We start from the raw sequence: 24401 nt of genomic DNA, 5'->3' as shown, positions 1-24401 counted from the left end.
CCGGCTGGCAACTGAGTGGCCACCGCAGCGGTTGCCGCTGAAAACCTTGACGACGGCGCGGCGGTCAGGGTAATGCTGAGCGTTGAAGGCAGCGACCCGGAGAGTCTATGCGTACCCTGATTATTGATACTGACATTGGCGTCGACGATGCGTTTGCGCTGGCCTACGCGGCACGAACTCAGCGGCTGCTGGGCATCACTACCGTTTTTGGCAACGTGGCGGTGGGCCAGGCGGTGAAAAATGCCCGGCTGTTCTGCCAGAAAATGGCGATTGAGGCGGACGTTTATCGCGGCTGTTCCCGGCCGCTGGCGCAGCGTATGAGTGCGCCCGCCACGCTGCACGGCGAAGATGGGCTGGGCGATGCGTTTGATAACCCGTTCAGCGACGCAGCGCCCAGTGCGGTGCAGTTCATTATCGACAGCGTGCGGGCCCATCCGCAGCAGATCACCCTGGTGGCGATTGGCCCGCTGACCAACATCGCCAGCGCCATTAATCAGGCACCGGACATTATTCCGCTGGTTAAAGAGCTGGTGATCATGGGCGGCGCATTCGGTACCGGCGGCCATAGCGGCAACGTGACGCCGTTCAGTGAATTCAACATCTGGAAAGATCCGCACGCCGCCGATCAGGTGCTGACGTCGGCGCTGAAGGTGGTGGTGATACCGCTGGATGTCACCCACCAGGTGCTGATCACCGGCGATGACGTTCAGCGGCTTAACCAGCCGGTTCTGAGCGCCATCTGCCGGCCCTATCTTGCTTATAGCCTGGCGAAAGAGGGCTTTGCTGGCATGGCGCTGCACGACACGCTGGCGCTGGCGTGGCTCAGTCTGCCGGCGGCCTTCACCTTAACGGAAAGCCCGCTGCGGGTGATCACCGAGGGGATCGCCTGCGGCCAGACGGTGCGTAAGCTGAGCGCGCTGGCTTCGCGCCACGATCCGTTTGATGGTCTGCCGTCTCAGCGCATCGCACTGGCGGTAGATGCCGGTGCGGTAAGGTCACACTTCTTTCAGACCCTGACGCTGCTGCACAGCAATCAGCGATCGAAATGAATCACGCCTTTGATCAGTTCGCGGTTGTTGATCACCTGCGACTCAAAGGTATCCGCCAGCGTTGAAAAGTCGAGATGGTGATTAAGCATCATTTCAGCCCGCAGTGCGCCGCTGGCCATTAACTCACGTACCCGATCAAAATCTTCACGGGTGGCGTTGCGGCTGCCCATCAGGGTGGTCTCTTTTTTGTGGAATTCGCTGTCCGGGATCACCAGATCGCCTTTATGCAGTCCGACATAAACGATGGTGCCGCCATGACGCATCAGGTTCACCGCGTTGTTCATCGCCGCCGGGCTGCCGGTGGCGTCGATCACTTTGAGCGCCAGACGCCCGCCAAACTGCTTGCGTAGCGCAGTGTAAAAATCCTCTTCCGCCGGATTGAGCGCTGCCAGGCCGAGCTGGTCAGCCACGTGCTGGCGACGGAACGCGCTGGTATCGGCTACCACCACCTCAGCGCCACTGGCAGCCGCAATCGCCGCCACGCCCAGGCCGATCGGACCCGCGCCGACCACTAATATCTGCTCACCGGCCACGATAGCGGCACGTCTGACCGCATGGGCACTGATGGCGAACGGTTCAATCAGCGCGGCCGCCTCCGGCGCGACATCATCGACCACCAGCAGCGTGCTGACCGGTACGCTCAGGTAGTCGCAGAAACCGCCATCCTGATGGACGCCAATCACTGAAATCTGCTCGCAGCAGTTGGTCTTGCCGCTCTGACAGGCGTCGCAGCGCAGGCAGGAGATGTAGGGCATCAACGCGACCCGCTGACCCGGTTCAACGCCGCTCGCGCCGCTGCCCAGCGCCACCACTTCAGCACAGAGTTCATGGCCCAGCACCCGCGGATAGCTGAAGAACGGCTGGTTGCCGGACCAGGCGTGAATATCGGTGCCACAGATTCCGGCGGTGAGGATTTTAATCAGCGCTTCACCGGCGCCGGGTGTTGGTTGTTCGCGCGTGGCCCAGACCATCTTACGTGGCTCGGCGATGACCAGTGCTTTCATTGTTGTCATGGTGATTCTCCGGGTTGTCCTGCACGCAGTTATGGCGAATCCTGCCTGCGGCGCGGGATTCGATGGCGGGAAGTGTGAAGCACGACGATTTTTTTGGGCTTTGAATGGTTTTTAATGCGTAAAAAACCGGAGGACGGGATGAGCCGCAGTCAGAATTTACGACATAACGTGATTAACCAGATGCTGGAAAGCATCGCCCAGCGCCATATTCTGTCGCCTCTGCCTCCGCAGGCGGCGCTGGCAGAGATGTTCAATATCAGCCGCACCACGGTGCGTCACACCCTGCACTATCTGCATCAGCGGGGCGTGCTGGAAAAGGTCGATCAAACCTGGGTGATCGTGCGCGATCCGTGCGAAGACGACGGGTTCAGTGCGCTAACGCCGCCGATTGAGCAGCAGGCCAGCCACTTCGAACAGGTGTTTTTTAACATGATTAATCAGCGCCAGCTGGTGCCTGGCGACACCTTCAGCGAGCTGCAACTGGCTCAGCAGGTCAAAGTCAGTCCGGTAGTGGTGCGGGAGTTTCTGCTGCGTTTTATGCGATACGATCTGCTGGAGCCGGTCAAACGGGGCCAGTGGCGGATGAAGAAATTCAGCCAGGATTACGCGGAGAAGCTGTTTGAGCTGCGGGAAATGCTGGAAACCCACGCGCTGAGCCGTTTTTTAAATCTGCCAGCCAGCGATGAACGCTGGGTACAGGCGCGGGATCTGCTGGATCGTCACCGATCGATGCGTGACACCATCGCCAGCAACTACCGCCACTTTGCCGCCCTGGATCGGCAGATGCATTCACTGATTTTATCCGCCGCCAATAATCCGTTTTTCAACCAGTCGCTGGAGATCATCTCTGTGATATTTCACTCACATTATCAGTGGGATGAGAGCGATCTGAAGCAACGAAATATTGTGGCGCTGGAGGAGCATATGGCGATTCTGACCGCGCTGATTGGCCGACAGGATGTCGATGCGCTTTGTGCATTACATAACCATCTGGCGACGGCTAAAACCTCGATGGTGCGCTCGATTGGTCAGTACAATTAAAAACCGATTAAAAACCACAAAGCATTAGCTCCCGCACGATTCAGAAACATCTTTGCAACATCTCTTCTCCTTTGCTCTTAGTCTCGACTGCAACGTCATGGCGGCCACTTGCCGCTGCGCGAACCCCCCTCTTCACCATAACGATAACTACCCAGCTTCGGGAGAGTGCAATGGAAAAGACATCAGTGACCGGCCACGACAACGTGTCCGGCGGAGCGGCGCCAGGCCAGGATTACGTTCCAATGCGCGGCGATATCGTCCGCTCACCGCGCATCCGCAAAATTCAGGTGACAGCCATGCTGTTGCTGCTGTTCGCCGCCATTATTAACTACCTCGACCGCAGTTCGCTGTCGGTGGCTAACATGACCATCCGCGAGGAGATGGGTCTGAGCGCCACCGAAATCGGCTTCCTGCTCTCCGCGTTTTCTCTGGCCTACGGCCTGGCGCAGCTGCCGTGTGGCGCGCTGCTGGATCGTAAAGGGCCGCGCATTATGCTCGGCATCGGTATGTTTATCTGGTCGCTGTTTCAGGCGGCATCGGGTCTGGTACATAACTTCACCCAGTTCATCCTGGTGCGTATCGGCCTCGGCATTGGTGAAGCGCCGATGAACCCGTGCGGCGTTAAAGTGATCAACGACTGGTTCAATATCAAAGATCGCGGCATGCCGATGGGGATGTTTAATGCCGCCTCAATGATTGGCCTGTCAGTAGCGCCACCGATTCTGGCTGCCATGATGCTGGTGATGGGCTGGCGCGGCATGTTTGTCACTATTGGTATCCTCGGGATGTTCCTCGCCATTGGCTGGTACATGGTTTACCGCGATCGCGATAACAACACCCTGAGCGCTGAAGAGATCCACTATCTGCAGGCGGGCAGCGTCGCCTCGCGTAAAGAGCCGATCAGCTTCAAAGAGTGGCGCGGCCTGTTTAAGCAGCGCACCATGTGGGGCATGATGATTGGCTTCAGCGGCATTAACTATACCGCGTGGCTCTATATCGCCTGGCTGCCGGGTTATCTGCAGTCGACCTACCATCTGGATCTGAAAAGTACCGGCCTGCTGGCGGCGATTCCGTTCCTGTTTGGTGCGGCGGGGATGTTGCTGAATGGCTATGTGGTCGATTCACTGGTGCGTCGTGGCTTTAACGCGGTGAAAACCCGCAAGGTCTGCATCGTCAGCGGTATGCTGCTGTCCGCCGGCTTTACCGCCGTGGTGACCCGCGCCACCGATACCACCAGTGCCGTTACCCTGATTGGCATGGCGCTGTTCTGCATTCACTTCGCCGGCACCTCATGCTGGGGCCTGATTCACGCTAATGTGACGGCCCGCATGACCGCATCGGTCGGCAGTATCCAGAACTTCGCCAGCTTTATCTTCGCCTCCTTCGCGCCAGTGATCACCGGTTGGGTGCTCGACACCACCAAATCGTTCAGCATGGCGCTGATGATTTGTGCCTGCGTGACGCTGGTTGGCGCACTGGCTTACCTGCTGCTGGTGCGCAAACCGATCACCGACGGCGAGTAATCCCGCCTGACGGCGCAGGCGTTACGTCAGCGCCGTCAGGGTGACTCCATGTTTCGCGCCATAACGCTGGATGCCAGTGATTACCTTCTCCACACTCAGCGGCGGCGGCGGCGGTAACAGCGGCGCCCGTTCCCGTAATGCCGAGTCAAAGCGGGCGAAAGTGGCGAAATCGCGCGGGAAGCGATCCTCATCCACGCCAATCAATGCACCCTCCTCCCGGGCATACGCCAGTAGCGCCTGCCAGCGCGCAATCTCCGCCAGCCCGATGCTGTCGGTGCCGTGCGAAAACAGCATCATGTCGATGTTGCGGAACGGTGGCTGTTTCTCAAGGAAACGCTGCAGTGCCGCAGCAGAGGGCTCGGTGCAGAACACCAGCCAGAACGGGATAGCGTGCTGCTGCATGCTGCACCAGGGGTCCATCAGCAGAAAACTGTCCACCGTCAGGCGGGTCGGTAAAATGCCGGCGGCCAGATACCAGTCGCGGTAGATCTCCGCCACCACATAACTCATCGCTTCCGGATCTTCATAACGAATCTCCATCAGCTTCAGGCCCTGAGACTCCGCCAGTTTTTTCAGCGGCGAGATCAGATAACCATCCAGTCCCCATTCCGCTTCCGGCACGTGATCGGTAATGGCAGGCGGGGTCCAGCGTTCGCGATCAATGCCGTAGCGCGCCAGGTATTCCGCCACCCGCGGACCGCCCTGTAAGTACTCTTTTTCGGTTGCGCCGCCGAGCGCGCCAAACTGAAAGAACGAGCGATCGCTGGTGCGGGTCACCGGCCACTGTCGGGTACAGTGATTGATAAACAGCGTTGATCCGGCCGGCAGGCTGCCCATCAGGAATTCGTTGAACGCCAGCGGCAGCGCGCGCAGTTTCAGCCGGAAGTAGCGCATCTGATCGAGCATCAGCCGATCCTGATTCGGGTCCTGCATGTGATGCACCGCCAGCCGTGGCCAGGCAGCCAGCAGCGCGGCGGCAATCTCCTTGCCCTGCTCAAAGCTCGCCTGCGCATCATCCGGATCGTTATTGGCGGCCCGCACCGGGCAGAGGAAAGTCTGGGGCAGCCAGGGCACGCCCATCGCCGCCGCCAGATGTATCAGCGCACCGTTCGAGGAGCCGATAAAGGCCGCCGGATAGTCCTGCTGCGGGTATTCACTCACCATCCATTCGGCGATCCCTTCTACATCCAGCTCACCGGCCTGACGCAGCGTAATGCCTTCTGCCATGCCGCCCAGCGCGTAGCCCCACTCGCGGAGTCCGGTCGGCAAGCGGTTAAGCGACGGCAGCAGACGATCCAGCGTCGGTGACTGACTGGGGCTGGCGAAGGGCCGATCGTGCAGTGCATTGGCCAGCGCCAGCAGCATCGCCGCGGCAGAGTCGAAACGGGCAATCCCTTTCGGTGGTTTACTCATGCTGATCCTCCTGCTGGATACGCGCCAGGAACGGGCGGATGGCGCTACAGAAACTCCACGGATAGACATAATGCAGGGTGTGCGTCCCGTCGCGCAGCGTGAGTGTTTCGCTGTGCGGCATCAGGGCGGCGAGTTCATCCAGCCAGCGCGCCGGACACACCGGGTCGCGCGAGCCGCGCAAAAGCAGGGTTGGCGCGCTAATGTACGTCAGGCGATGTTCGATATGGTCACGCATCATGGCACGCATGGTGCCGAAGGCGCGCCGCAGACCGGCTTTGGCGTAATCAATGCGCGCCAGCGGTCCCGGCGGACGACGTGCTTCCAGACGACCGTTACGCCAGTCGCGCCAGAGCTGACGCGGCAGGCTGCGGGCGTGACGATCGACCGTCGGCCCCTGCAGCACCAGTCCCGCCACCGCCTGCGGATATTTCACCGCCAGCGCCGCCAGAATCTGGCAGCCAAACGAGTTGCCCACCCAGATGGCGCGCTGGAATCCGTTGTGCTGCAGCCACAGCCACAGCGCGTCGGCCAGCTGATCCACCGACATCACCGGCGCCGAGGCCGGCAGCGCACTGGCCCCGAAACCCGGCAGGTCAGGCACCAGCACGTGATAATCGCGGCTTAATGCCAGCGCCAGCGGTTCCATCGCCCGGCCGGACATCACCAGACCGTGAACCAGCACCACCGGCAACCCCTGGCTCTCATTCGGTGTGACGCGGGTAAACATCCGCCAGTCGCCAATCTGCTGATAATAACCGGCCAGCCCGGCGTGGTGACTGCGCGGCGACACCGGCGGCGTCTGCTTCAGCTGCTGCCAGCGTTTCATGCCCCACAGTGTGGCCGCCACACCTAACCCAACGCCTGCCACGATGGCCGCCTGTTTTCGTCGATGCTTCTGGATCATCCGCTGCTCCTGTTTCGGGGGGATAACTCAGTGTAGGACGGGATTTCGCAGCAGGCGGGTTATCAGATTAACGGTGTGACACATTGCGCTTCGCGGCGAGGGGGGTTACGCAATCACATTGCGCAGACGCCCAATCTGCTCAATTTCTACTTCAACCACATCGCCGGAGAACATAAACAGCGGCGGTGTGCGTTTTTTACCGACGCCACCCGGCGAACCGGTGATGATCACATCGCCGGGCGACAGCGGGCTGAAGGCCGAGATGTATTCAATAATTTTTGCTACCGGATGCACCATGCTGCCGGTGGTATCGTTCTGCACTTCCCGCCCGTTTAACCAGGTTTTGATCGCCAGCTGCTGCGGATCGGGGATGACATCCGCAGTGGTCATCCAGGGTCCGAATCCGCCGGTCTGCGGCCAGTTTTTGCCGGCGGTAAACCAGGTAAACTGCATGTCGCGCACGGTCGCATCCATAAAGCAGCTGTAACCCGCCACCGCCTCCAGCGCGTTGGCAGCGCTGACCTGATGGGCCGCTTTGCCGATGATCACCGCCAGTTCGCCTTCAAAGTCGAACTCCTGAGTGGTAGCGGGCTTTTGCAGCGGCTGGTCATGGCCGGTGAGCGAGTCGGCGAAACGCACAAACAGGGTCGGCGCATCGAGCGTCTCGGCAAACTCTTTTCGTTTATCGGCGTAGTTCATCCCGACGCAAAACACCTTGCCAGGATTCTCAATCACCGGCAGAAAGCGGATGGCGCTAAACGGATAGTCGATTGGCATGGTGTGAAAAGCATGGAGATCGGCCAGCGATGAGCGGCTCAGAAAGGTTTTTAAATCGGCGCAGGCTGCACCGAAGCGTAAACCGAGATCCACCACGCCGTGCTCGCGCACGATACCGAAACTTTTTTTGTCCTGGTCAGGAAGAGAGAAACTGCAAAGCTGCATTGCTGCCCCGTTGTAATCGCGAATTTTCAGATTTTTACTGAGAAAAGAGGCGCGCAGGGTAACAAAAGTCATCGGCAAAAGCGTACACAGTTATGCTCATCGGATCTGCTGCTGATCATTCAGCAGCGTAATAAGCGCTGGAATGATCAGCAAAAAGGATTTTCTGTGGCGTCAGCGATCGCTGTTGACGGCAAATTGCGGGCGGAAACGAGGCGGTGAATGGGGTAAAGCGCGGGCGGTGGAACAGAAGAAAAAGTGATAATCATCGGTCGATCCCTGACCGCGATTATCGAGGGTTTTCTGCGGCGTGCTTAGTACATCGCACCCGGCGGTACGTGTTTGAAGGTTTCGACGTAAGCGCGGAACACGTAGTTAAAAATGCGTTTCATGTGACACCTGATGCAAAATTAGTTGAAGAAATACGCGAAAAGTATAACTTCAGCGCGTTTTTTCGGCAATAAATTTTGAACCAGATCACAAAATTGAGTTTATTTTGCGCAAAAAACCGTTAAGCGGCCTGACCGAGATGTTGCAGCAGAATGGTCGCGCCGACGGCAATCAACACCAGACCGCCCAGCACTTCCGCCCATTTGCCGAGTACCGGACCAATAAAGCGGCCCACCAGCACGCCGGTGGTGGCCATGACGGTGGTGGCGGCCCCGATGGTCAGCGCGGTGGTAATAATGTTGACCTGCAAGAAGGCCAGACCCACACCGACCGCCAGCGCATCAAGGCTGGTCGCCACAGCGGTAGTGGCCAGTACCATAAAGCCATGGCTCTGCGGCGCTTCACAGGGTTCTGCGACGGCGGTTTGCCGGAAACCTTCCATCATCATGCGGCCGCCTAAAAACGCCAGCAGGATAAAGGCGATCCAGTGGTCCCACGCCATGATGTAACGACTGGCGGCCAGGCCAAGCGCCCAGCCAATCAGCGGCGTTAAGGCTTCGATTGAGCCAAAAATCAGACCGGTGCGCAGCGCTTCTTTAAAACCCGGACGATGCAAGGTGGCACCTTTGCCCAATGCAGCAGCAAACGCGTCCATCGACATACCCAGTGCAAGAATTAAGGTGGCAATAAAGGTCATGATTTATTCACCTGGGGCGAAAAAGCGGCAATTCACGCTGTATTCACCACACAAAGTGTTCAGTAATGAAAAAGTGCGCGCAGTCTACCACGCAACCGCAAAGATAAAAAGACAGTAAAATCATGGATTTAAGTATAGCAAAGGCTATAACTTTTATCATTCGCTATGTTTCGCGCTAAGTCGATGGTGGTAAAGCATTTTCTGACAGTTTTCCGCAACGATAATCGGCTTGTCTGGCCACTGCGTCTGCATTCCCTGATTGAACCCCAGCGCTGATTGCCGGAAAATGCCCGGCTTATTATTACGGGATGCCAGTTATGAATAACCCTTTTGAATCTTTAATCGTGCCTGGCGGCATTTTGCTGTTGGGGTTTCTCTCTGCCCTGCTGCTGCCTGCGCCAGCTTTTAGCCTGTCGGTGGCACAGCATCTGCAGCAGATGCTGCATTTGCAGGATCTTAACCAGCTCTACACCGTGGTGTTCTGCATCTGGTTTTTACTGCTGGGCACGGTGGAGTTTTTTGTGATTCGCTTCGTCTGGCGCCGCTGGTTCAGGAGCTGAGTCAGGCAGTCTGCGCATCGACCAGCGCTTTCAGGCGTGCTGCACTGCGCGCATAGCCATCACGCGGTAACTGAGCCGCACCGAGCAGCAGTCCGGCACAGCGTTGTTCGTCGCGCTGATACCAGATCGACAGCGGTGACGGGGCCATGCCATAGGCCAATGCTTGCTGCGCAATCAGCTGATCCGGCGTACCGGCCGGCAACCTGACAATCACCGCCAGCCCGGCACGTTGCACCTCGGGGAAATGGGGTTGCAGAGCGGCCATCATCTGCTCCAGTCGTTCGTGGTAGACCCGCTTCATGCGCCGCAGATGCCGCATGAAGTGCCCTTCCCGCAGGAAAACGGCCACCGCATCATGAAGCAATCCCGACGAGGCCGGTGCTAACAGCGCACAAACTTCCGCAAAACGCGAGACCAGGGCGGGCGGGACCACAATAAAGCCAAGCCGCAATCGCGGCGTCAGCGATTTGCTGAACGTACCGATATGCAGCACCCGTCCCTCGCTGTCGAGCGCCGCCAGCGCCGGTGCAGCCCGGTGACCAGGCTGCAGTTCGCCCAGATAATCATCCTCAATGATCCAGCGCTGTTGATGGCTGGCCCAGTTAAGCAACGCATGGCGGCGTGCCGGCGACAGGGTGACGCCGAGCGGGGCCTGCTGGCCCGGCGTGACCAGCGCAAACGCCGCATCCGGTGCCCGCGCCAGACCTTCCTCAACCTGCAGACCTTCGGCATCGACTGGCACCGCAACCGGCCTTACCCGCAGGGTTTCTACCGCCTGCCGGGCGACCATAAAACCCGGATCTTCCAGCCAGGCCTGCTTCCCCTGAAAATCCATTGCCAGGCCAATCAGCCCCATCGCTCCGGCATAGCCATTGGTGATAAAAATTTGATCGGCATGACAGCGCACCCCGCGCGCGACCGCCAGCCAGGCTACCAGTGCCTGACGCAGGGCCGGCGTGCCGCGCGGATCGGGGTAACTGGCCGGTTTCCCGACCAGTGCCCGCGTCTGACGTTGCAGGATGCGCAGCCAGACTTTGGCCGGAAAGCTATCGCTGGCGGGGATGCCCATCTGGAACGTCAGGGGCGGCGAGTCGTAATCCTCTCCGCCCTCACGCAGTGACAGCGGCACCACAGCCTGGGCGCCAGCGGCTTCGCTCAGCACCGGCAGCGGGTTCACAAAGGTACCGGCCGCGCCGCGGGTATGCAGAAACTGGCGATCCACCAGCATGTCATAGCTGGCGCGCACCGTACCGCGAGCGACGCCGAGCTGGGCCGCTAAATCACGGCAGGAAGGAAGCCGTGCGCCGGGTGGCAAGCGCTGGTCGATGATCGCCTGTTCAATCTGCTGCCGCAGCTGCTCGCTCAGACCCCGCGCCTGGCCGCGTTTAAGCGTCAGCGTGGCGAAAAGCGATGGGCCCATTAAATCGTCATTTTTTGGCACTTTTGCTGCTCCATGGAAAAGCCGACAATCGCCTCAACCCACATCAATGAGGCAAAAAAATGAGTGAACGTATCGATTTTAATCAAGTCGCCCCAGCCGGGATGAAAGCGCTCGGCGGTGTTTACCACTACCTGACACAAACCGATTTGCCGTTAACCCTGCTGGAACTGGTGTTCCTGCGCATCTCGCAAATTAACGGCTGCGCCTACTGCATCGACATGCACAGCAAAGCATTGCATAAAGCCAATGTGAGCTGGGATAAAATTGTGCTGACCGCGGTGTGGAATGAATCGGGGAATTTATTCAGCGATCGCGAGAAGGCGGCCCTGCGCTGGGCAGAGTGCCTGACGCTGATCGCCAGCGCGGGCGCACCCGATGAGGATTATGCCGCACTGCAGGCCTGCTTTAGCGACAAAGAGATTGTCGATTTGAATATCGCCATCGGTCTGATGAACACCTACAACCGCATGGCAATCAGTCTGAAAAAGCTACCGGCGTCTGTGTCAGGTCAGTGAGGCAGTCCGATGCGTGCGCCGTGGCGCGCGCATTTCATCCTCACAAAAATGTAACATTATTTTTACACTGACCGCCTGAAACCGGCGCTGATGCACTTTTAGACTATTCCTTACTCACCGATAACTGCCTGAAATTCAGTGAATTAAATAATTCCTCTCTGTAACCCACTCAGCGGGCGCTGCACCATGATGGCGCGTTCCTGCAACAACCAACTCTCTTAAGCTACTGAGTTATCAATAAAAAATCACTTATACTGCCTCTGCCGCCATGATTAATTCTTATGCTGAATCATTTCTGCATTTAAAAAATAAACAAATGTTTAATTCAGATGCGAGAATGTTATATTCGCATGACAAAGCATAACGTGCAGTTAACCCGTTATCACCGCTTTAACCTATACCTGAGTCTTAACCTTTGAGAAATAGCGCAACGCGCTCGAAAGAAGCGTGACTATTTCGCCTGCAAAACTGTTGAGCTTCAGGTCAACAGAAGAGGAGATGTCGCCTCATGTGCAATTCAGCAGTAAACCTTGCGCTCGCGATGAGCGCCATGGCAAAGGACACCACTACCGCGCAGGAGCGCAAAGACGTTGACGTGTTGCTGATTGGCGCGGGCGTGATGAGCGCCACCCTGGGCGCATGGCTGCAGGATCTGGAACCGGACTGGTCTATCGAAATGGTAGAGCGGCTGGACAGCGTAGCAGAAGAGTCATCCAATGGCTGGAACAATGCAGGCACCGGCCATGCCGCGCTGGCCGAGCTGAACTATACGCCACAGCGTGCCGATGGCAGCATCGACATCTCTAAAGCGGTGACGATCAACGAATCGTTCATGATTTCCCGTCAGTTCTGGGCCTCACAGGTGCAGAAGGGCAACCTGCGCAATCCAAAAAGCTTTATCCACAGCACGCCGCACATGAGTTTTGTCTGGGGCGACGACAATGTCGAGTTCCTGCGCAAACGCTTCCAGGCGCTGCAGAAAAGCACCCTGTTCCGTGGCATGGCCTACTCCGAAGATCCGCAGCAGATTGCTGGCTGGATCCCGCTGGTGATGAAAGGCCGTGATCGCAGTCAGAAAGTGGCGGCCACCTGGACCGAAATGGGAACCGACGTCAATTTCGGTGAAGTGACGCGCCAGCTGATCGCCTCCTTAGAGAAGAAGGCCAATTTCCGTCTGCGTCTGCGTCAGGAAGTGCGTGAACTGACGCGCCTGAGCGATGGTCGCTGGCAGGTTACGCTGCAGTGTCTGGCGAGCGGCACCCGCCGCACGCTGACCGCCAGAAATATCTTTATCGGTGCTGGCGGCGCGGCGCTGCCGCTGTTGCAGAAAGCCGGCGTACCGGAAGCCAACGGCTATGCCGGTTTCCCGGTAGGCGGCTCATTCCTGGTGACTGAAAATCCGCAGGTGGTGGCGCAGCACATGGCCAAGGTCTACGGCAAAGCCAGCGTCGGCGCACCGCCGATGTCGGTACCGCATGTCGATACCCGCGTGCTGGATGGCAAGCAGGTGCTGCTGTTCGGGCCGTTTGCCACCTTCTCCACCAAGTTCCTGAAGCAGGGTTCATTGCTGGATATGTTCACCTCGCTGAACAGCAGCAATATGCTGCCGATGGTTAAAGTGGGGCTGAAAAGCTTTGATCTGGTGAAATATCTGATGGATCAGGTGCTGCAAAGCGATCGCGATCGGATGGATGCCCTGCGCGCCTATGTGCCACAGGCGAAGCAGGAAGACTGGCGTTTAGTCACCGCCGGTCAGCGCGTGCAGATCATCAAAAAAGATGAGAAAGAGGGCGCGGTACTGCGTCTTGGCACCGAAGTGGTTGCCTCGCAGGATGGCTCGATTTCGGCGCTGCTGGGTGCTTCGCCAGGAGCCTCAACGGCTGCGCCGATCATGCTGGAGCTGCTGCACAAGGTCTACCCTGAGCAGATGGCATCGCCAGAATGGCAGAATAAAATCCGCGCCGTTATTCCGTCATGGGGACGCAAGCTGAACGGTGACGTGGCGCTGACCGAGAAAGTGCTGGCGGAAACCAGCCGTATTCTGCAGCTCGATTACACCCCGGTAACGCCGATGGCTGCCAACGATGAAGGGCGCGAAACCGCCTTTGTTGTCGGTAAGTAATTCAGTCCCTGCTCTCTCAAGGCCCCCGCTGTGGGGCCTTTTTGTTTGCCGCTCGCCTGGTTGACTGCGCTATTCTCTATTAGGGTTAAGAGATGTTTTAGCTGAACTTTCAGAAGGAAACGGCATGTCTCAACCCAACGTTGCACCGGAATTCGAGCTTCTTGACCGCTACTGGCGCGCGGCTAACTATTTGTCTGTCGGGCAGATTTACCTGATGGACAATCCACTGCTGCGCGAACCGCTGAAACCAGAGCACATCAAACCCCGCCTGCTGGGTCACTGGGGCACTACGCCCGGTCTGAATTTTATTTATGCTCACCTCAACCGGATTATTCGCCAGCGCGATCTGAATCTGATCTATGTCTGCGGACCGGGTCATGGTGGTCCCGGCATGGTCGCCAATACCTGGCTGGAAGGCAGCTACAGCGAAATTTATCCGCATGTCAGTCAGGATGCAGCGGGTATGCAACGCCTGTTTAAGCAGTTCTCCTTTCCAGGGGGTATTCCCAGCCACGCGGCACCGGAAACGCCCGGCTCCATTAATGAAGGCGGCGAACTGGGCTACTCGCTGGCGCATGCGTTTGGCGCAGCGTTTGATCATCCGGAACTGATTGTGCCGTGCGTGATTGGCGACGGCGAAGCGGAAACCGGACCGCTGGCCTCCAGCTGGCACGGCATTAAATTCCTCAATCCTGCGCGGGACGGTGCGGTGCTGCCGATTCTGCATCTCAACGGTTACAAGATTGCCAATCCGACCATCCTCGGCCGCAGCAGTGATGAAGACCTGCGCCAGTTGTTCAGCGGTTACGGCTATGAGCCGCTGTTCGTCAGCGGCGATCAGCCTGAAAAAATGCACCCACTGATGGCGGAAGCACTGGATAACGCTTTCAGTAAAATTGCCGCCTTCCAGCAGCAGGCGCGCACTGGCAAAGCCAGCAGCGGCGTACCGCGCTGGCCAATGATTGTGCTGCGCAGCCCGAAAGGCTGGACCGGCCCCAAAACCGTGGATGGCAAAAAAGTGGAAGGTTTCTGGCGGGCGCATCAGGTGCCGGTCGCGGCCTGCCGTGAGGATGAAGGCCATCGTCAGATTCTCGAAGCCTGGATGCGAAGCTATCAGCCTGACGATCTGTTTGACGAGCAGGGACGGCTGAAACCGGAGCTGCAGGCGCTGGCTCCGCAGGGCGATAAGCGCATGGGCGCCTCTCCATATGCCAACGGCGGCCTGCTGCGTCGCGAGCTGGATACACCGGACATTGCCGAATTTGCCTTCGATACCGGCGAGCCGGGCTCGCAGATGGCGCAGGCCACCGAGCAGCTCGGCCGCTATCTGCGGGTCCTGTTTGAGCGTAACCTCGATAACTTTCGCCTGTTTGGCCCGGACGAAACCGCCTCTAACCGCCTGACGCCGGTGTTTGACGCCACCAGCCGCACCTGGCTGGAAGCAATAGAACCTTACGATGAGCAGCTGGCGCGTGATGGCCGGGTGATGGAGATCCTGAGCGAGCACCAGTGTCAGGGCTGGCTGGAGGGCTATCTGCTGACCGGCCGTCACGGCCTGTTCAACTGCTATGAAGCCTTTATTCATATCGTCGATTCGATGTTTAACCAGCATGCCAAGTGGCTCAAAGTGACGCGCAAACTGGGCTGGCGTAAACCGGTCTCATCGCTCAACTACCTGCTCTCTTCTCACGTCTGGCGTCAGGATCACAATGGTTACAGCCATCAGGACCCAGGCTTTATCGATCACGTTGCCAACAAAAAAGCCGATATCGTACGCATCTACCTGCCGCCCGATGCCAATACGCTGTTATGGGTTGGCGATCACTGCCTGCGTACCTGGGATCGGATCAACGTGATTGTGGCCGGTAAGCAGCCCGCGCCACAGTGGCTGGATATGGCGAGCGCCATTCGCCATTGCGAAGCGGGTATGGGAGAGTGGCGCTGGGCCGGTACCACGCCGGATGATGCTGAACCGGATGTGGTGATGGCCTGTGCCGGCGATGTGCCAACCATGGAGACGCTGGCGGCGGTCGACCTGCTGCGTGACTATCTGCCCGAGCTGCGAATCCGGGTAGTCAACGTGGTCGATTTAATGGCGCTGCAGACCCAGGATCAACATCCGCATGGCAAGTCAGACCCGGAGTTTGATGCGTTGTTTACCGTGGATAAACCGGTGATTTTTGCCTTCCACGGCTACCCGACGCTGGTGCATCGGCTGACGTATCAGCGCAATAACCACCGTAACTTCCATGTGCGCGGCTTTATTGAAGAGGGAACCACCACCACGCCTTTTGATATGACGGTGCTGAATGAGCTTGACCGTTATCATCTGGCGCAGGAGGCGATCCTGCGCGTGCCGGGGCTGGCCGATGCGCATCCTGAACTGCTGGACGATCTGCAGGAGCGCATCGCTGAACATCATCGCTATGTGCGTGAACACGGTGAAGATGTGCCGGAGGTGCAGAACTGGAAATGGCCTTCGGCAACGGCACCCGGCGCACCGGATTAAACGGCCTGCAACGCGTCCGTCAGCATCCAGACGGTGGTCGCCACCAGCGACAGCGCCATCAGGCTGTTAAAGAGCTGACGCTTCCAGGCAATTTGCAGATGGCTGCGCAGGCGATCGCCGAGCGCAGCCCAGATCAAAATGCAGGGCAGATTCAGCAGCATAAAGCCGAGCATCACCGTCAGCACGCCGCTGCTGGCGCTGTACAACAACGCCACATTGGTCGCCATCAGCCAGGCTTTGGGATTGATCGCCTGGAAACAGGCGCCGCCCAGTAGCGTCATTGGCTGCGGTTTGCTGCGCGCTTCAGGTGCCGCCGCCCGAAAAATCTTCCACGACAGCCACAACAGATAGGCACAGCCTGCCAGCGTCAGCGGCAGGCGAATCGCCGCCATCCAGTGCAGTAATACCTCCAGCGCGACCCCGGCGATCACCGTTTGCAGCGCGCAACCCACCAGAATGCCAAACACCATCGGCAGCGTGCGGCGCATGCCGAAATTGACGCCTGAAGTCGCCAGCAGCAGGTTATTCGGGCCAGGCGTAATGGACATAACGGTCACGTAACTGAAAAAAGAGGGATCAAGCATGATGGCACTCCTGATTATCAACAGAGCTTCATGCTACGGCGTGAAAAGGAATGGTAACAGTGACACAAAATCACTATTGTGATGGTTACAGTTTCGATTAACAGCAATTGTACCCATCGCGTCCGGAGGCTATTGTGTCCCTTGCTCCTTTACCCGATCAGCGTCTCTATCAGCAGCTGGCTGACAACTTCGCTGAGGCTATCCATCAGGGCACGCTGAAGCCCGGCAAACGCCTGCCCGCCATCCGGCGCGTGGCGCAATCGCATCAGGTCAGCGTCAATACCGTGCTGAATGCCTGGCAGCTGCTGGAAGATCGCGGCCTGATTGAGGCGCGTCCACAGTCGGGCTACTACGTGCGCGGTGTGCTGCCGGCGGTGACCCGGCACGATCCGCATAAAGCCCGGGTTCGCGATCCCAGCAGTGAAAAACTCGACCTGATCGATAAGGTGTTTGCCGCCCAGAATCATCCCGACTACATCAATATTTCGCTGGCCTGCCCGCAGGATAGTGAGCTGTTTCCTGCGGCGCGTATTGGCCGGATAACCGCCGCGCTGCTGCGCCGTCATCCCAATATGATTGGGCGCTATGCGCTTCCGCCCGGTAGTGAGCGCTTACGGGAGGAGATCGCGCGGCGGGCGCTGCACGCCGGACAGACGCTGACCGCCGATGAGATCACCCTGACCCACGGCTGCATGGAGGCGTTGCAGCTGGCGCTGCGTGCCGTGACGCAACCCGGTGACTGCGTCGGGCTGGAGTCGCCGACCTACTTCTTTCTGTTTCCGCTGCTGGCGTCGCTGGGCCTGAAGGCGCTGGAAATCCCGACCGATCCACAGCATGGCCTGTCGCTGGATGCGCTGGAGATGTTGCTACAGGAGCAGCGTATTAAGGCGTTAATCGCCATGCCGAGCGCCCAGAATCCGCTTGGCTACTGCATGTCGCTGGCAAACAAGAAGCGGCTGGCGAAGTTAGTGAATACTTACCACGTTCCGCTGATTGAGGATGGACTGTATGACGAACTGCAGTTCGACTGGCCGCTTTCACCGGCGGTAAAAGCTTTTGATCGCGATGGCTGGGTGCTCTACTGCACCAGCTTTACCAAAACCGTGGCACCCGATTTTCGTATCGGCTGGGTCGCCGCCGGACGCTTCCACAGCGCCATTGCCCGGTTAAAAGCGGTGTCATCGATGGCGGAATCGGCGCTGCTGTCAGAAACGCTGGCGGAATTCCTGGCTAACGGTGGCTATGATCACCATCTGCGCACCCTGCGCCGTCGCTATGCCGCCAATCTGGATCAGGCGCGCGGGTTAATCGCCCGCCACTTCCCGCAGGGCACCCGCGCCACGCTGCCGCGCGGTGGCTTTGTCTTCTGGGTCGAACTGCCGGGCGGCGTCAATACTACCGAGATGTTTGACCGGCTGTTGCAGGAGCAGATTTGCGTCACGCCTGGTGCCCTTTACTCGCTCAGTGAACGCTACAACCACGCGCTGCGTCTCTCCTGCTGCTATCCGTTTGACGATCGCTACAGCTGGGCAATCCGCCGCGCCGGTGAAATAGCCTGCGAGCTAGCCGGCCTGCCCGCTGGCGAGGATCACGGCGTGCCGTTGCGGCCCCAGACGGTGTAGCCGTGGCGCTCGGTCAGGCGCTCGTAATAGTGGCGCACCGCCGGATAATCAGGATGGTCGAGCGGCGTTTCAAACCAGCGGTTCACCGCCAGGCCAATCGGAATATCCGCCAGGGTGAAGTTACGTCCGGCGACGTAGCGGCCGGTTTTTTCCAGCTGCTGGTTGAGAATGCTCATGGTATGCGACCAGCCTTTGCAGGCTGCCGCCAGCAGGCGTGGGTCCTGATGGGCCGGCGAGTGACGCACCAGTGACATAAAAGCGTAGCGCCATGAGGTGTTGAGCTCGGTAGACTGCCAGTCCATCCACTGATCGATCGGTGCCCGCGATTGCGGATGGATCGGGTAGAGCCATTCGCCGCCATAGGCGTTTGCCAGATAGCGCAGGATGGCGTTGGATTCCCAGATGACCAGATCGTCATCTTTCAGCACCGGCACCATCGCATTCGGGTTAAGTGCCATAAATTCAGGTGAGTGGGTTGACTGGAAGCCATCGCCCCACTCCTCCCGCAGGTAATCGAGGTCAAGCTCGTCGCAGAGCCACAACACTTTGCGCACGTTGATAGAAGAGGTACGTCCGAGGATGGTTAACATTCACAGTCTCCAGTGAAATCTTTAAATTATTCATAGTCCTGTTACCTGCTATAAGCAATCATCCGGCAGAGAAAAGGCCATTCTGACCACAATAAGCAAGGAGTGACAATGAAGGTCGCGTTTAAGCAAGTCGATGTGTTTACCTCATCCGCCTTTAACGGTAATCCGCTGGCGGTGATCATGGATGCGCAGGGGTTAAGCGACAGCCAGCTGGCGGCCATCGCCCGCTGGACCAACCTGTCGGAAACCACCTTTGTGCTGCCGCCACAGGATGCCCAGGCCGATTATCGGGTGCGCATTTTTACCGTCGAGGGTGAACTGCCGTTTGCCGGTCATCCGACGCTCGGCACCGCGCATGCACTGCTGGAAGCAGGCTGGCCAACCCGGACGCCGGGCGAAATTGTGCAGGAGTGCGGCGTCGGTAACGTGCGGATCAAGATTGCCGCAGACGGCGCGCTGGCGTTTGCCGCGCCGGCGGCCACCATTACGCCATGGCAGGACGCCCTGATGGGCAATGCGTTAAACAGCGACGCGTTCGATCTGACCCAAAGCCCGACGGTGGTGGATATGGGGATTCGCTGGCTGCTGGTGCCGATGGTCAGCGCCGACGCGGTGCTGGCGCTTCAGCCCAACGTCAGCGATCTGCAGCGGCTGATTAAACACGCAGGCGTGACGGGTGTGATGCCCTTTGGCCGTTTGCCGCAGGGCGAAAGTGAGCAGTATGAAGTGCGCGGCCTGCTGGTTGAATATGGCAGCCTGACCGAAGATCCGATCACCGGCAGCGCCAATGCCTGTCTGGCCCGCTACTTCGCGGCGGCCGGCCAGACCACGGATTACCGGGTGCGTCAGGGCACCGTACTGCAACGCGCGGGTCGGGTGCAGGTCACTTTTGCCGGGGATGAAATCTGGATTGGCGGCAATACCGTGACGGTGATTGACGGAACCATCTCACTCTGACACGCCGCGGCCCGGTGGATTTGCTGTCCGCCAGGCCGCCGGCGATTAAATCCCCTGGCCGCCAGACGCTTCGATACGCTGGGCGGTGATCCAGCCGGTTTCGTCACTCAGAATGGCGCTGATGGCGTCACCGATGTCATCCGGCAATCCCACCCGACCCAGCGCGGTCAGGCCAGCGATCTGTTGGTTAAGCTCTTTGGTATCACGCACCCGACCGCCACCGAAGTCGGTTTCAATCGCGCCAGGTGCCAGGATATTGACGCGGATCCGCCGCGCGCCCAGCTCTTTCGCCTGATAACGCGTCAGGACCTCCATCGCTCCTTTCATCGCCGCGTAGGTGCTGGAACCCGGATACACCAGCCGCGTCAGGCCGCTGGAAATATTGAGGATGCGCCCGCCATCCTCAATCAGCGGCAGCAGCTTCTGCGTCAGGAAGTAAGGTCCTTTAAAATGGACGTTAACCAGCGCGTCAAACTACTGCTCGGTGGTGTCGGTGAAGGCTTTGTAATGGCCATGACCGGCGTTGTTCACTAAATAGTCAAACTGCTCGCGCTGCCAGTACTGCTGCAGCTGCTGGCGGACCTGCTCAACAAACGCATCAAAGCGGCTGCTTTCACCGACATCCAGCGCCAGCGCCACTGCGCGGGCACCCAGCGCTTCAATTTCTTTCACCACCGCCTGTGCCTCGTCAGCGTGACTGCGATAGGTCAGAATGATATCAACGCCTCTGGCAGCCAGTTTTAACGCTCCATTGCGGCCTAAACCGCGGTTTGCTCCGGTAATCAACGCAATTTTATGATTCATGTTGCACACCTGTTGGAAAATTGAACACGGTTTAAAGATATTCCTGAATAATTGATCTATAAACAGATCGAAATAGAGATCACTGTTTCAATAAGAACAACAATCGGTGCACAACATGGATAAAATTCACGCAATGCAGGTGTTTGTTCGGGTTGCCGAAATGGGCAGTTTTACCCGCGCCGCAGAAAGTTTAGGTTTACCCAAAGGCAGCGTGTCGCGGCAGATTCAGGCGCTGGAAAATCAGATGGCGACCCGCCTGTTGCATCGCACCACCCGCCGGGTGCAGCTGACGCAGGATGGGCTGGTCTATTACGATCGCTGTCTTGATTTGCTGTCGATGATTGACGATATGGACAGCCTGTTTCAGCACGATCCCGCCACGCTCAGCGGCAAACTGCGGGTCGATATGTCAGTGGCGATGGCGACCGGCTTTATCCTGCCGCGACTGCCGGAGTTCTTACAGCACTATCCGGGCGTGGAGATTGAGCTGAGCAGCAGCGATCGTCAGGTCGATGTGATCCGCGAAGGATTTGACTGCGTGATTCGGGTCGGCGAGCTGAAAGATTCAGGTTTAATTGCACGAAAAATTGGGACTTACACCTTGATCAATTGCGCCAGCCCTGGCTACCTTTCGCGCTTCGGCAGACCGATCCGGCTGGAAGAGTTGTCGCAGCACGCCATGGTGCATTACAGCCAGCAACTGGGTCAGCCGTCGCCAGGGTTTGAATATTTTGACGGCAGGCAGTGCCACTATGTGCACACCGGTGGCGTAGTGACGGTGAACAGCACCGAGACCTACCGCGCCGCCTGTCTGGCCGGCTTAGGCATTATTCAGGTGCCGGCGATCGGCATTCAGAAGCTGCTGGAGCAGGGTGAACTGGTTGAAGTACTGCACCATTTTCCCGCCAGGCCGATGCCGATCCACCTGCTCTATCCGCATCGGCGCAATGTCGCCCGACGGGTGCGGGTATTTATGGAGTGGCTGAGTCAGGTACTACAGGAGTACGTCACCTGAGCGGCTATACTTTGATTTTAATGATAAACAGGACAGTGAAGGTCTATGACAGACAAGCAGGAAAATCCACAGGATACGCAGCCGCCAAAACCGCTGATCGATATTAAAACCGGCAACCCTTCTGTTGACCAATCGATTGTGCGCGTTTCGCGTTTTGCCGCCTGGTTTCAGGCGATTCCGGCGGTGGCGCATTTTATCCGCGCGCTGGAACGGTTTAACGATCGGCTCGGCAGCCAGTTTGGCGCAGCGATTACCTACTTCTCCTTTTTATCGCTGATCCCGATTCTGATGGTCTCGTTTGCCGCCGTGGGTTTTGTGCTGGCATCGAATCAGGATTTGCTGACCGATATCATCAACAAAATCGTCAGCAGCATCAGCGATCCGACGCTGGCTACCACCCTGAAAAATACCGTCAATACCGCGATTCAGCAGCGCGCTACCGTCGGTATTACCGGGTTACTGCTGGCGCTCTATTCGGGTCTTAACTGGATGGGGAATCTGCGGGAAGCGATCCGGGCCCAGTCGCGCGACGTGTGGGAGCGCAAACCCGACGATAAGGAGAAAATCTGGAAACGCTATATCCGCGATTTCCTGTCGCTGACCGGCCTGATGCTGGCGCTGGTGATTACGCTGTCGCTGACCTCGGTTGCCGGTTCGGCACAGGCGATGATTGTCAGCGCACTGGGACTGGACGGCATCGACTGGCTCCGCCCGGCAATGACCATTATCGCCACCTCGATTTCAGTGCTGGCTAACTACCTGCTGTTCCTCTGGATTTTCTGGATCCTGCCGCGTCACAAGCCGCGCAAGAAAGCGCTGTTCCGCGGTACGCTGCTGGCGGCGGTCGGTTTCGAAGTGATCAAATTTGTCATGACGCTGACGCTGCCGAAGCTGGCGACCTCGCCGTCTGGCGCGGCGTTTGGCTCGGTACTCGGTCTGATGGCGTTCTTCTATTTCTTCGCCCGCCTGACGCTGTTCTGTGCCGCCTGGATCGCTACTGCAAAATATAAAGACGATCCGCAAATGCCACAGGCGGGTCGCCCTTCTCACCCGCAATAATCACCAGCGGTTAACAACAGCGGAAAATATCACCCCGAGGCTATTTTTTATCCACATAACAGGATGAATAGCTGAGGGGTCACTTTTATTTAGCCCTTTCGTAGAGTATCCCGCCAGATTTAGCCCGGTTTACCCCGGCATCCTCCGACATTCCCCGGACGACAGAAATTATCCTCTCTTTGCCCGGCGAAGCCAGTAACGACGCGGGTTTCAGCATTGAATGACGTCTGGCAGGTGCGTAAGATTCTTTATCTGTATTTACAAATAAGAAACAGTTATGCAAGCCTCCATCTCAGAAACACTCGACAAGCAACAGGACCCCACGCCGGTTAATTCGCGCAGCAAAGTGGTGATCGCCTCGTTGGTCGGTACGGCCATTGAGTTCTTCGATTTTTATATTTATGCCACTGCCGCGGTGATCGTTTTCCCGCACATTTTTTTCCCGCAGGGTGACGCCACCGTCGCCACGCTACAGTCACTGGCGACCTTTGCGATCGCGTTTATTGCGCGTCCGATTGGTTCGGCCGTGTTTGGTCACTTTGGCGATCGCATTGGCCGTAAAGCAACCCTGGTCGCCTCGCTGCTGACCATGGGGATCTCGACCGTGGTGATCGGTCTGCTGCCGGGTTATGAAACCATTGGCGTGCTGGCTCCGCTGCTGCTGGCGCTGGCACGTTTCGGTCAGGGTCTGGGGCTCGGCGGAGAATGGGGCGGCGCGGCGCTGCTGGCCACCGAAAATGCCCCGGCGAAGAAGCGTGCACTGTATGGGTCGTTCCCCCAGCTTGGCGCGCCGATTGGCTTCTTCTTCGCTAACGGTACCTTCCTGCTGCTGTCATGGCTGCTGACCGATGAGCAGTTCATGCAGTGGGGCTGGCGCGTGCCGTTTATTCTCTCTGCGGTGCTGGTATTGATCGGCCTGTATGTGCGCGTGTCGCTGCATGAGAGTCCGGTGTTTGCCAAAGTGCAGAAAGAGAAAAAGCAGGTGCGGGTACCGATTGCCGCGCTGCTGAGTAAGCATCTGACTGCCACCATTCTCGGCACTTTTATCATGCTGGCGACCTATACCCTGTTCTACATCATGACCGTCTACTCGATGAGTTATGGCACCACGCCGGCACCGGCCGGACTGGGTATTCCGCGTAACAGTATGCTGTGGATGCTGATGTTAGCCGTGATTGGCTTTGGCGTGATGGTGCCGATTGCCGGGCTGCTGGCTGACCGTTTTGGTCGCCGTAAGACGATGATCACCATTACGCTGATGATTATCGCCTTTTCGTTTCTGTTCCCGGCGATGCTCGGTTCAGGATCGCAGGCGCTGGTGATGGCGTTTCTGTTGCTGGGTCTGAGCATTATGGGCCTGACCTTTGGTCCGATGGGCGCGCTGCTGCCGGAGCTGTTCCCGACTGAAGTGCGTTATACCGGCGCATCGTTTTCCTATAACCTGTCGTCGATTCTCGGTGCCTCTGTCGCGCCCTATATCGCCACCTGGCTGAATGCGAATTACGGTTTGCAGGCGGTAGGGTTCTATCTGGCTTCGATGGCGGGGCTGACGCTGATTGCGTTGATCGCCTGTAAAGAGACGCGCAACCAGACGCTGTATGACGTCTAATCCCGTTGTATGAAGGACAGTGAAAAACCCGGCAGCCGCCGGGTT

21 protein-coding genes and 1 pseudogene are annotated in these 24401 nt (G+C 58.2%); 12 read left to right on the top strand and 10 right to left on the bottom strand.

The window, feature by feature from the left end; all coding sequences use genetic code 11:
• Positions 1 to 107 precede the first annotated feature (107 nt).
• A complete protein-coding gene (locus ABIB18_RS11615; protein ID WP_279809604.1) occupies positions 108 to 1049 on the top strand; it encodes a nucleoside hydrolase in 942 nt (313 codons plus the stop codon).
• Here the strand turns inward: ABIB18_RS11615 and ABIB18_RS11610 are convergent.
• Entirely contained in the window at positions 1034 to 2062 is a 1029-nt protein-coding gene (locus ABIB18_RS11610) for a zinc-binding alcohol dehydrogenase family protein (protein ID WP_354474179.1), read from the bottom strand. The two genes, ABIB18_RS11615 and ABIB18_RS11610, sit on opposite strands and share 16 nt — an antisense overlap.
• Before the next feature lie 138 nt (positions 2063 to 2200).
• On the opposite strand from ABIB18_RS11610, the gene ABIB18_RS11605 reads away from it, so the two are divergent.
• Together ABIB18_RS11605 and ABIB18_RS11600 are read left to right on the top strand one after the other, a co-directional pair.
• Entirely contained in the window at positions 2201 to 3103 is a 903-nt protein-coding gene (locus ABIB18_RS11605; RefSeq protein WP_031377153.1) for a GntR family transcriptional regulator, read from the top strand.
• A gap of 170 nt (positions 3104 to 3273) precedes the next feature.
• Entirely contained in the window at positions 3274 to 4626 is a 1353-nt protein-coding gene (locus ABIB18_RS11600) for an MFS transporter (RefSeq protein ID WP_031377152.1), read from the top strand.
• Positions 4627 to 4647: 21 nt separating this feature from the next.
• Here the strand turns inward: ABIB18_RS11600 and ABIB18_RS11595 are convergent, their stop codons facing one another.
• The 5 genes from ABIB18_RS11595 to mntP all read right to left on the bottom strand — a co-directional run bounded on the left by ABIB18_RS11595 (position 4648) and on the right by mntP (position 8969).
• Entirely contained in the window at positions 4648 to 6039 is a 1392-nt protein-coding gene (locus tag ABIB18_RS11595) for a hypothetical protein (RefSeq protein ID WP_354474178.1), read from the bottom strand.
• Positions 6032 to 6943: an alpha/beta fold hydrolase gene (locus tag ABIB18_RS11590; protein ID WP_069729074.1), complete on the bottom strand. Its 912-nt coding sequence runs from the start codon at positions 6941 to 6943 to the stop codon at positions 6032 to 6034. The genes ABIB18_RS11595 and ABIB18_RS11590 overlap by 8 nt, the downstream gene beginning before the upstream one ends.
• A gap of 105 nt (positions 6944 to 7048) precedes the next feature.
• Positions 7049 to 7885 (bottom strand): fumarylacetoacetate hydrolase family protein, encoded by an 837-nt coding sequence (locus tag ABIB18_RS11585; protein WP_046289387.1) that lies wholly within the window; start codon positions 7883 to 7885, stop codon positions 7049 to 7051.
• Positions 7886 to 8196: 311 nt separating this feature from the next.
• Positions 8197 to 8274: a stress response protein AzuC gene (azuC, locus tag ABIB18_RS11580; protein WP_122983632.1), complete on the bottom strand. Its 78-nt coding sequence runs from the start codon at positions 8272 to 8274 to the stop codon at positions 8197 to 8199.
• 119 nt (positions 8275 to 8393) lie between these two features.
• Complete coding sequence (gene mntP / locus ABIB18_RS11575) at positions 8394 to 8969, bottom strand: manganese efflux pump MntP (protein ID WP_031377046.1); 576 nt, start codon at positions 8967 to 8969, stop codon at positions 8394 to 8396.
• 317 nt (positions 8970 to 9286) lie between these two features.
• Here mntP and ABIB18_RS11570 point away from each other — a divergent pair, with 317 nt between their 5' ends.
• Positions 9287 to 9529: a DUF1158 domain-containing protein gene (locus tag ABIB18_RS11570; RefSeq protein WP_031377047.1), complete on the top strand. Its 243-nt coding sequence runs from the start codon at positions 9287 to 9289 to the stop codon at positions 9527 to 9529.
• A 1-nt stretch (position 9530) separates the two neighbouring features.
• Here ABIB18_RS11570 and pdxR read toward each other — a convergent pair whose 3' ends face one another.
• A complete protein-coding gene (pdxR, locus tag ABIB18_RS11565; RefSeq protein ID WP_031377048.1) occupies positions 9531 to 10970 on the bottom strand; it encodes a MocR-like pyridoxine biosynthesis transcription factor PdxR in 1440 nt (479 codons plus the stop codon).
• Between the two features lie 59 nt (positions 10971 to 11029).
• On the opposite strand from pdxR, the gene ABIB18_RS11560 reads away from it, so the two are divergent.
• The 3 genes from ABIB18_RS11560 (at position 11030) to ABIB18_RS11550 (ending at position 16116) form a co-directional block, all read left to right on the top strand.
• Entirely contained in the window at positions 11030 to 11485 is a 456-nt protein-coding gene (locus tag ABIB18_RS11560; RefSeq protein WP_354474177.1) for a carboxymuconolactone decarboxylase family protein, read from the top strand.
• 508 nt (positions 11486 to 11993) lie between these two features.
• Positions 11994 to 13607 (top strand): malate dehydrogenase (quinone), encoded by a 1614-nt coding sequence (gene mqo / locus ABIB18_RS11555; RefSeq protein ID WP_069729072.1) that lies wholly within the window; start codon positions 11994 to 11996, stop codon positions 13605 to 13607.
• A gap of 124 nt (positions 13608 to 13731) precedes the next feature.
• Positions 13732 to 16116: a phosphoketolase family protein gene (locus ABIB18_RS11550; RefSeq protein WP_089561891.1), complete on the top strand. Its 2385-nt coding sequence runs from the start codon at positions 13732 to 13734 to the stop codon at positions 16114 to 16116.
• Here ABIB18_RS11550 and ABIB18_RS11545 read toward each other — a convergent pair.
• Complete coding sequence (locus tag ABIB18_RS11545; RefSeq protein ID WP_031377050.1) at positions 16113 to 16700, bottom strand: LysE family translocator; 588 nt, start codon at positions 16698 to 16700, stop codon at positions 16113 to 16115. The two genes, ABIB18_RS11550 and ABIB18_RS11545, sit on opposite strands and share 4 nt — an antisense overlap.
• A 134-nt stretch (positions 16701 to 16834) precedes the next feature.
• Here ABIB18_RS11545 and ABIB18_RS11540 point away from each other — a divergent pair, with 134 nt between their 5' ends.
• Positions 16835 to 18322 (top strand): aminotransferase-like domain-containing protein, encoded by a 1488-nt coding sequence (locus tag ABIB18_RS11540; protein WP_354474176.1) that lies wholly within the window; start codon positions 16835 to 16837, stop codon positions 18320 to 18322.
• Here ABIB18_RS11540 and ABIB18_RS11535 read toward each other — a convergent pair.
• On the bottom strand, positions 18289 to 18912 hold the full coding sequence (locus ABIB18_RS11535; protein WP_031377338.1) for a glutathione S-transferase family protein: 624 nt from the start codon (positions 18910 to 18912) through the stop codon (positions 18289 to 18291). The genes ABIB18_RS11540 and ABIB18_RS11535 overlap by 34 nt on opposite strands.
• 108 nt (positions 18913 to 19020) lie before the next feature.
• Between ABIB18_RS11535 and ABIB18_RS11530 the strand changes: the two genes are divergently transcribed.
• A complete protein-coding gene (locus ABIB18_RS11530; protein WP_031377337.1) occupies positions 19021 to 19869 on the top strand; it encodes a PhzF family phenazine biosynthesis protein in 849 nt (282 codons plus the stop codon).
• A 45-nt stretch (positions 19870 to 19914) separates the two neighbouring features.
• Here ABIB18_RS11530 and ABIB18_RS11525 read toward each other — a convergent pair.
• Positions 19915 to 20673: pseudogene (locus ABIB18_RS11525) on the bottom strand (SDR family NAD(P)-dependent oxidoreductase).
• Positions 20674 to 20788: 115 nt separating this feature from the next.
• Here ABIB18_RS11525 and ABIB18_RS11520 point away from each other — a divergent pair.
• The 3 genes from ABIB18_RS11520 to ABIB18_RS11510 all read left to right on the top strand — a co-directional run bounded on the left by ABIB18_RS11520 (position 20789) and on the right by ABIB18_RS11510 (position 24356).
• A complete protein-coding gene (locus tag ABIB18_RS11520; RefSeq protein ID WP_031377335.1) occupies positions 20789 to 21688 on the top strand; it encodes a LysR family transcriptional regulator in 900 nt (299 codons plus the stop codon).
• A gap of 45 nt (positions 21689 to 21733) precedes the next feature.
• Positions 21734 to 22747: an inner membrane protein YhjD gene (yhjD, locus tag ABIB18_RS11515; RefSeq protein ID WP_031377334.1), complete on the top strand. Its 1014-nt coding sequence runs from the start codon at positions 21734 to 21736 to the stop codon at positions 22745 to 22747.
• A 277-nt stretch (positions 22748 to 23024) separates the two neighbouring features.
• Positions 23025 to 24356, top strand: coding sequence for an MFS transporter (locus ABIB18_RS11510; protein ID WP_354474175.1), 1332 nt, complete (start codon positions 23025 to 23027; stop codon positions 24354 to 24356).
• Positions 24357 to 24401 lie beyond the last annotated feature (45 nt).

The organism is Pantoea sp. UYEF8 (assembly GCF_040546285.1).
GTDB classification, from domain to species: domain Bacteria; phylum Pseudomonadota; class Gammaproteobacteria; order Enterobacterales; family Enterobacteriaceae; genus Pantoea; species Pantoea brenneri.
Note: the sequence above shows the minus strand (reverse complement) of the source record. Positions and strands in the feature narration are given on the sequence as shown.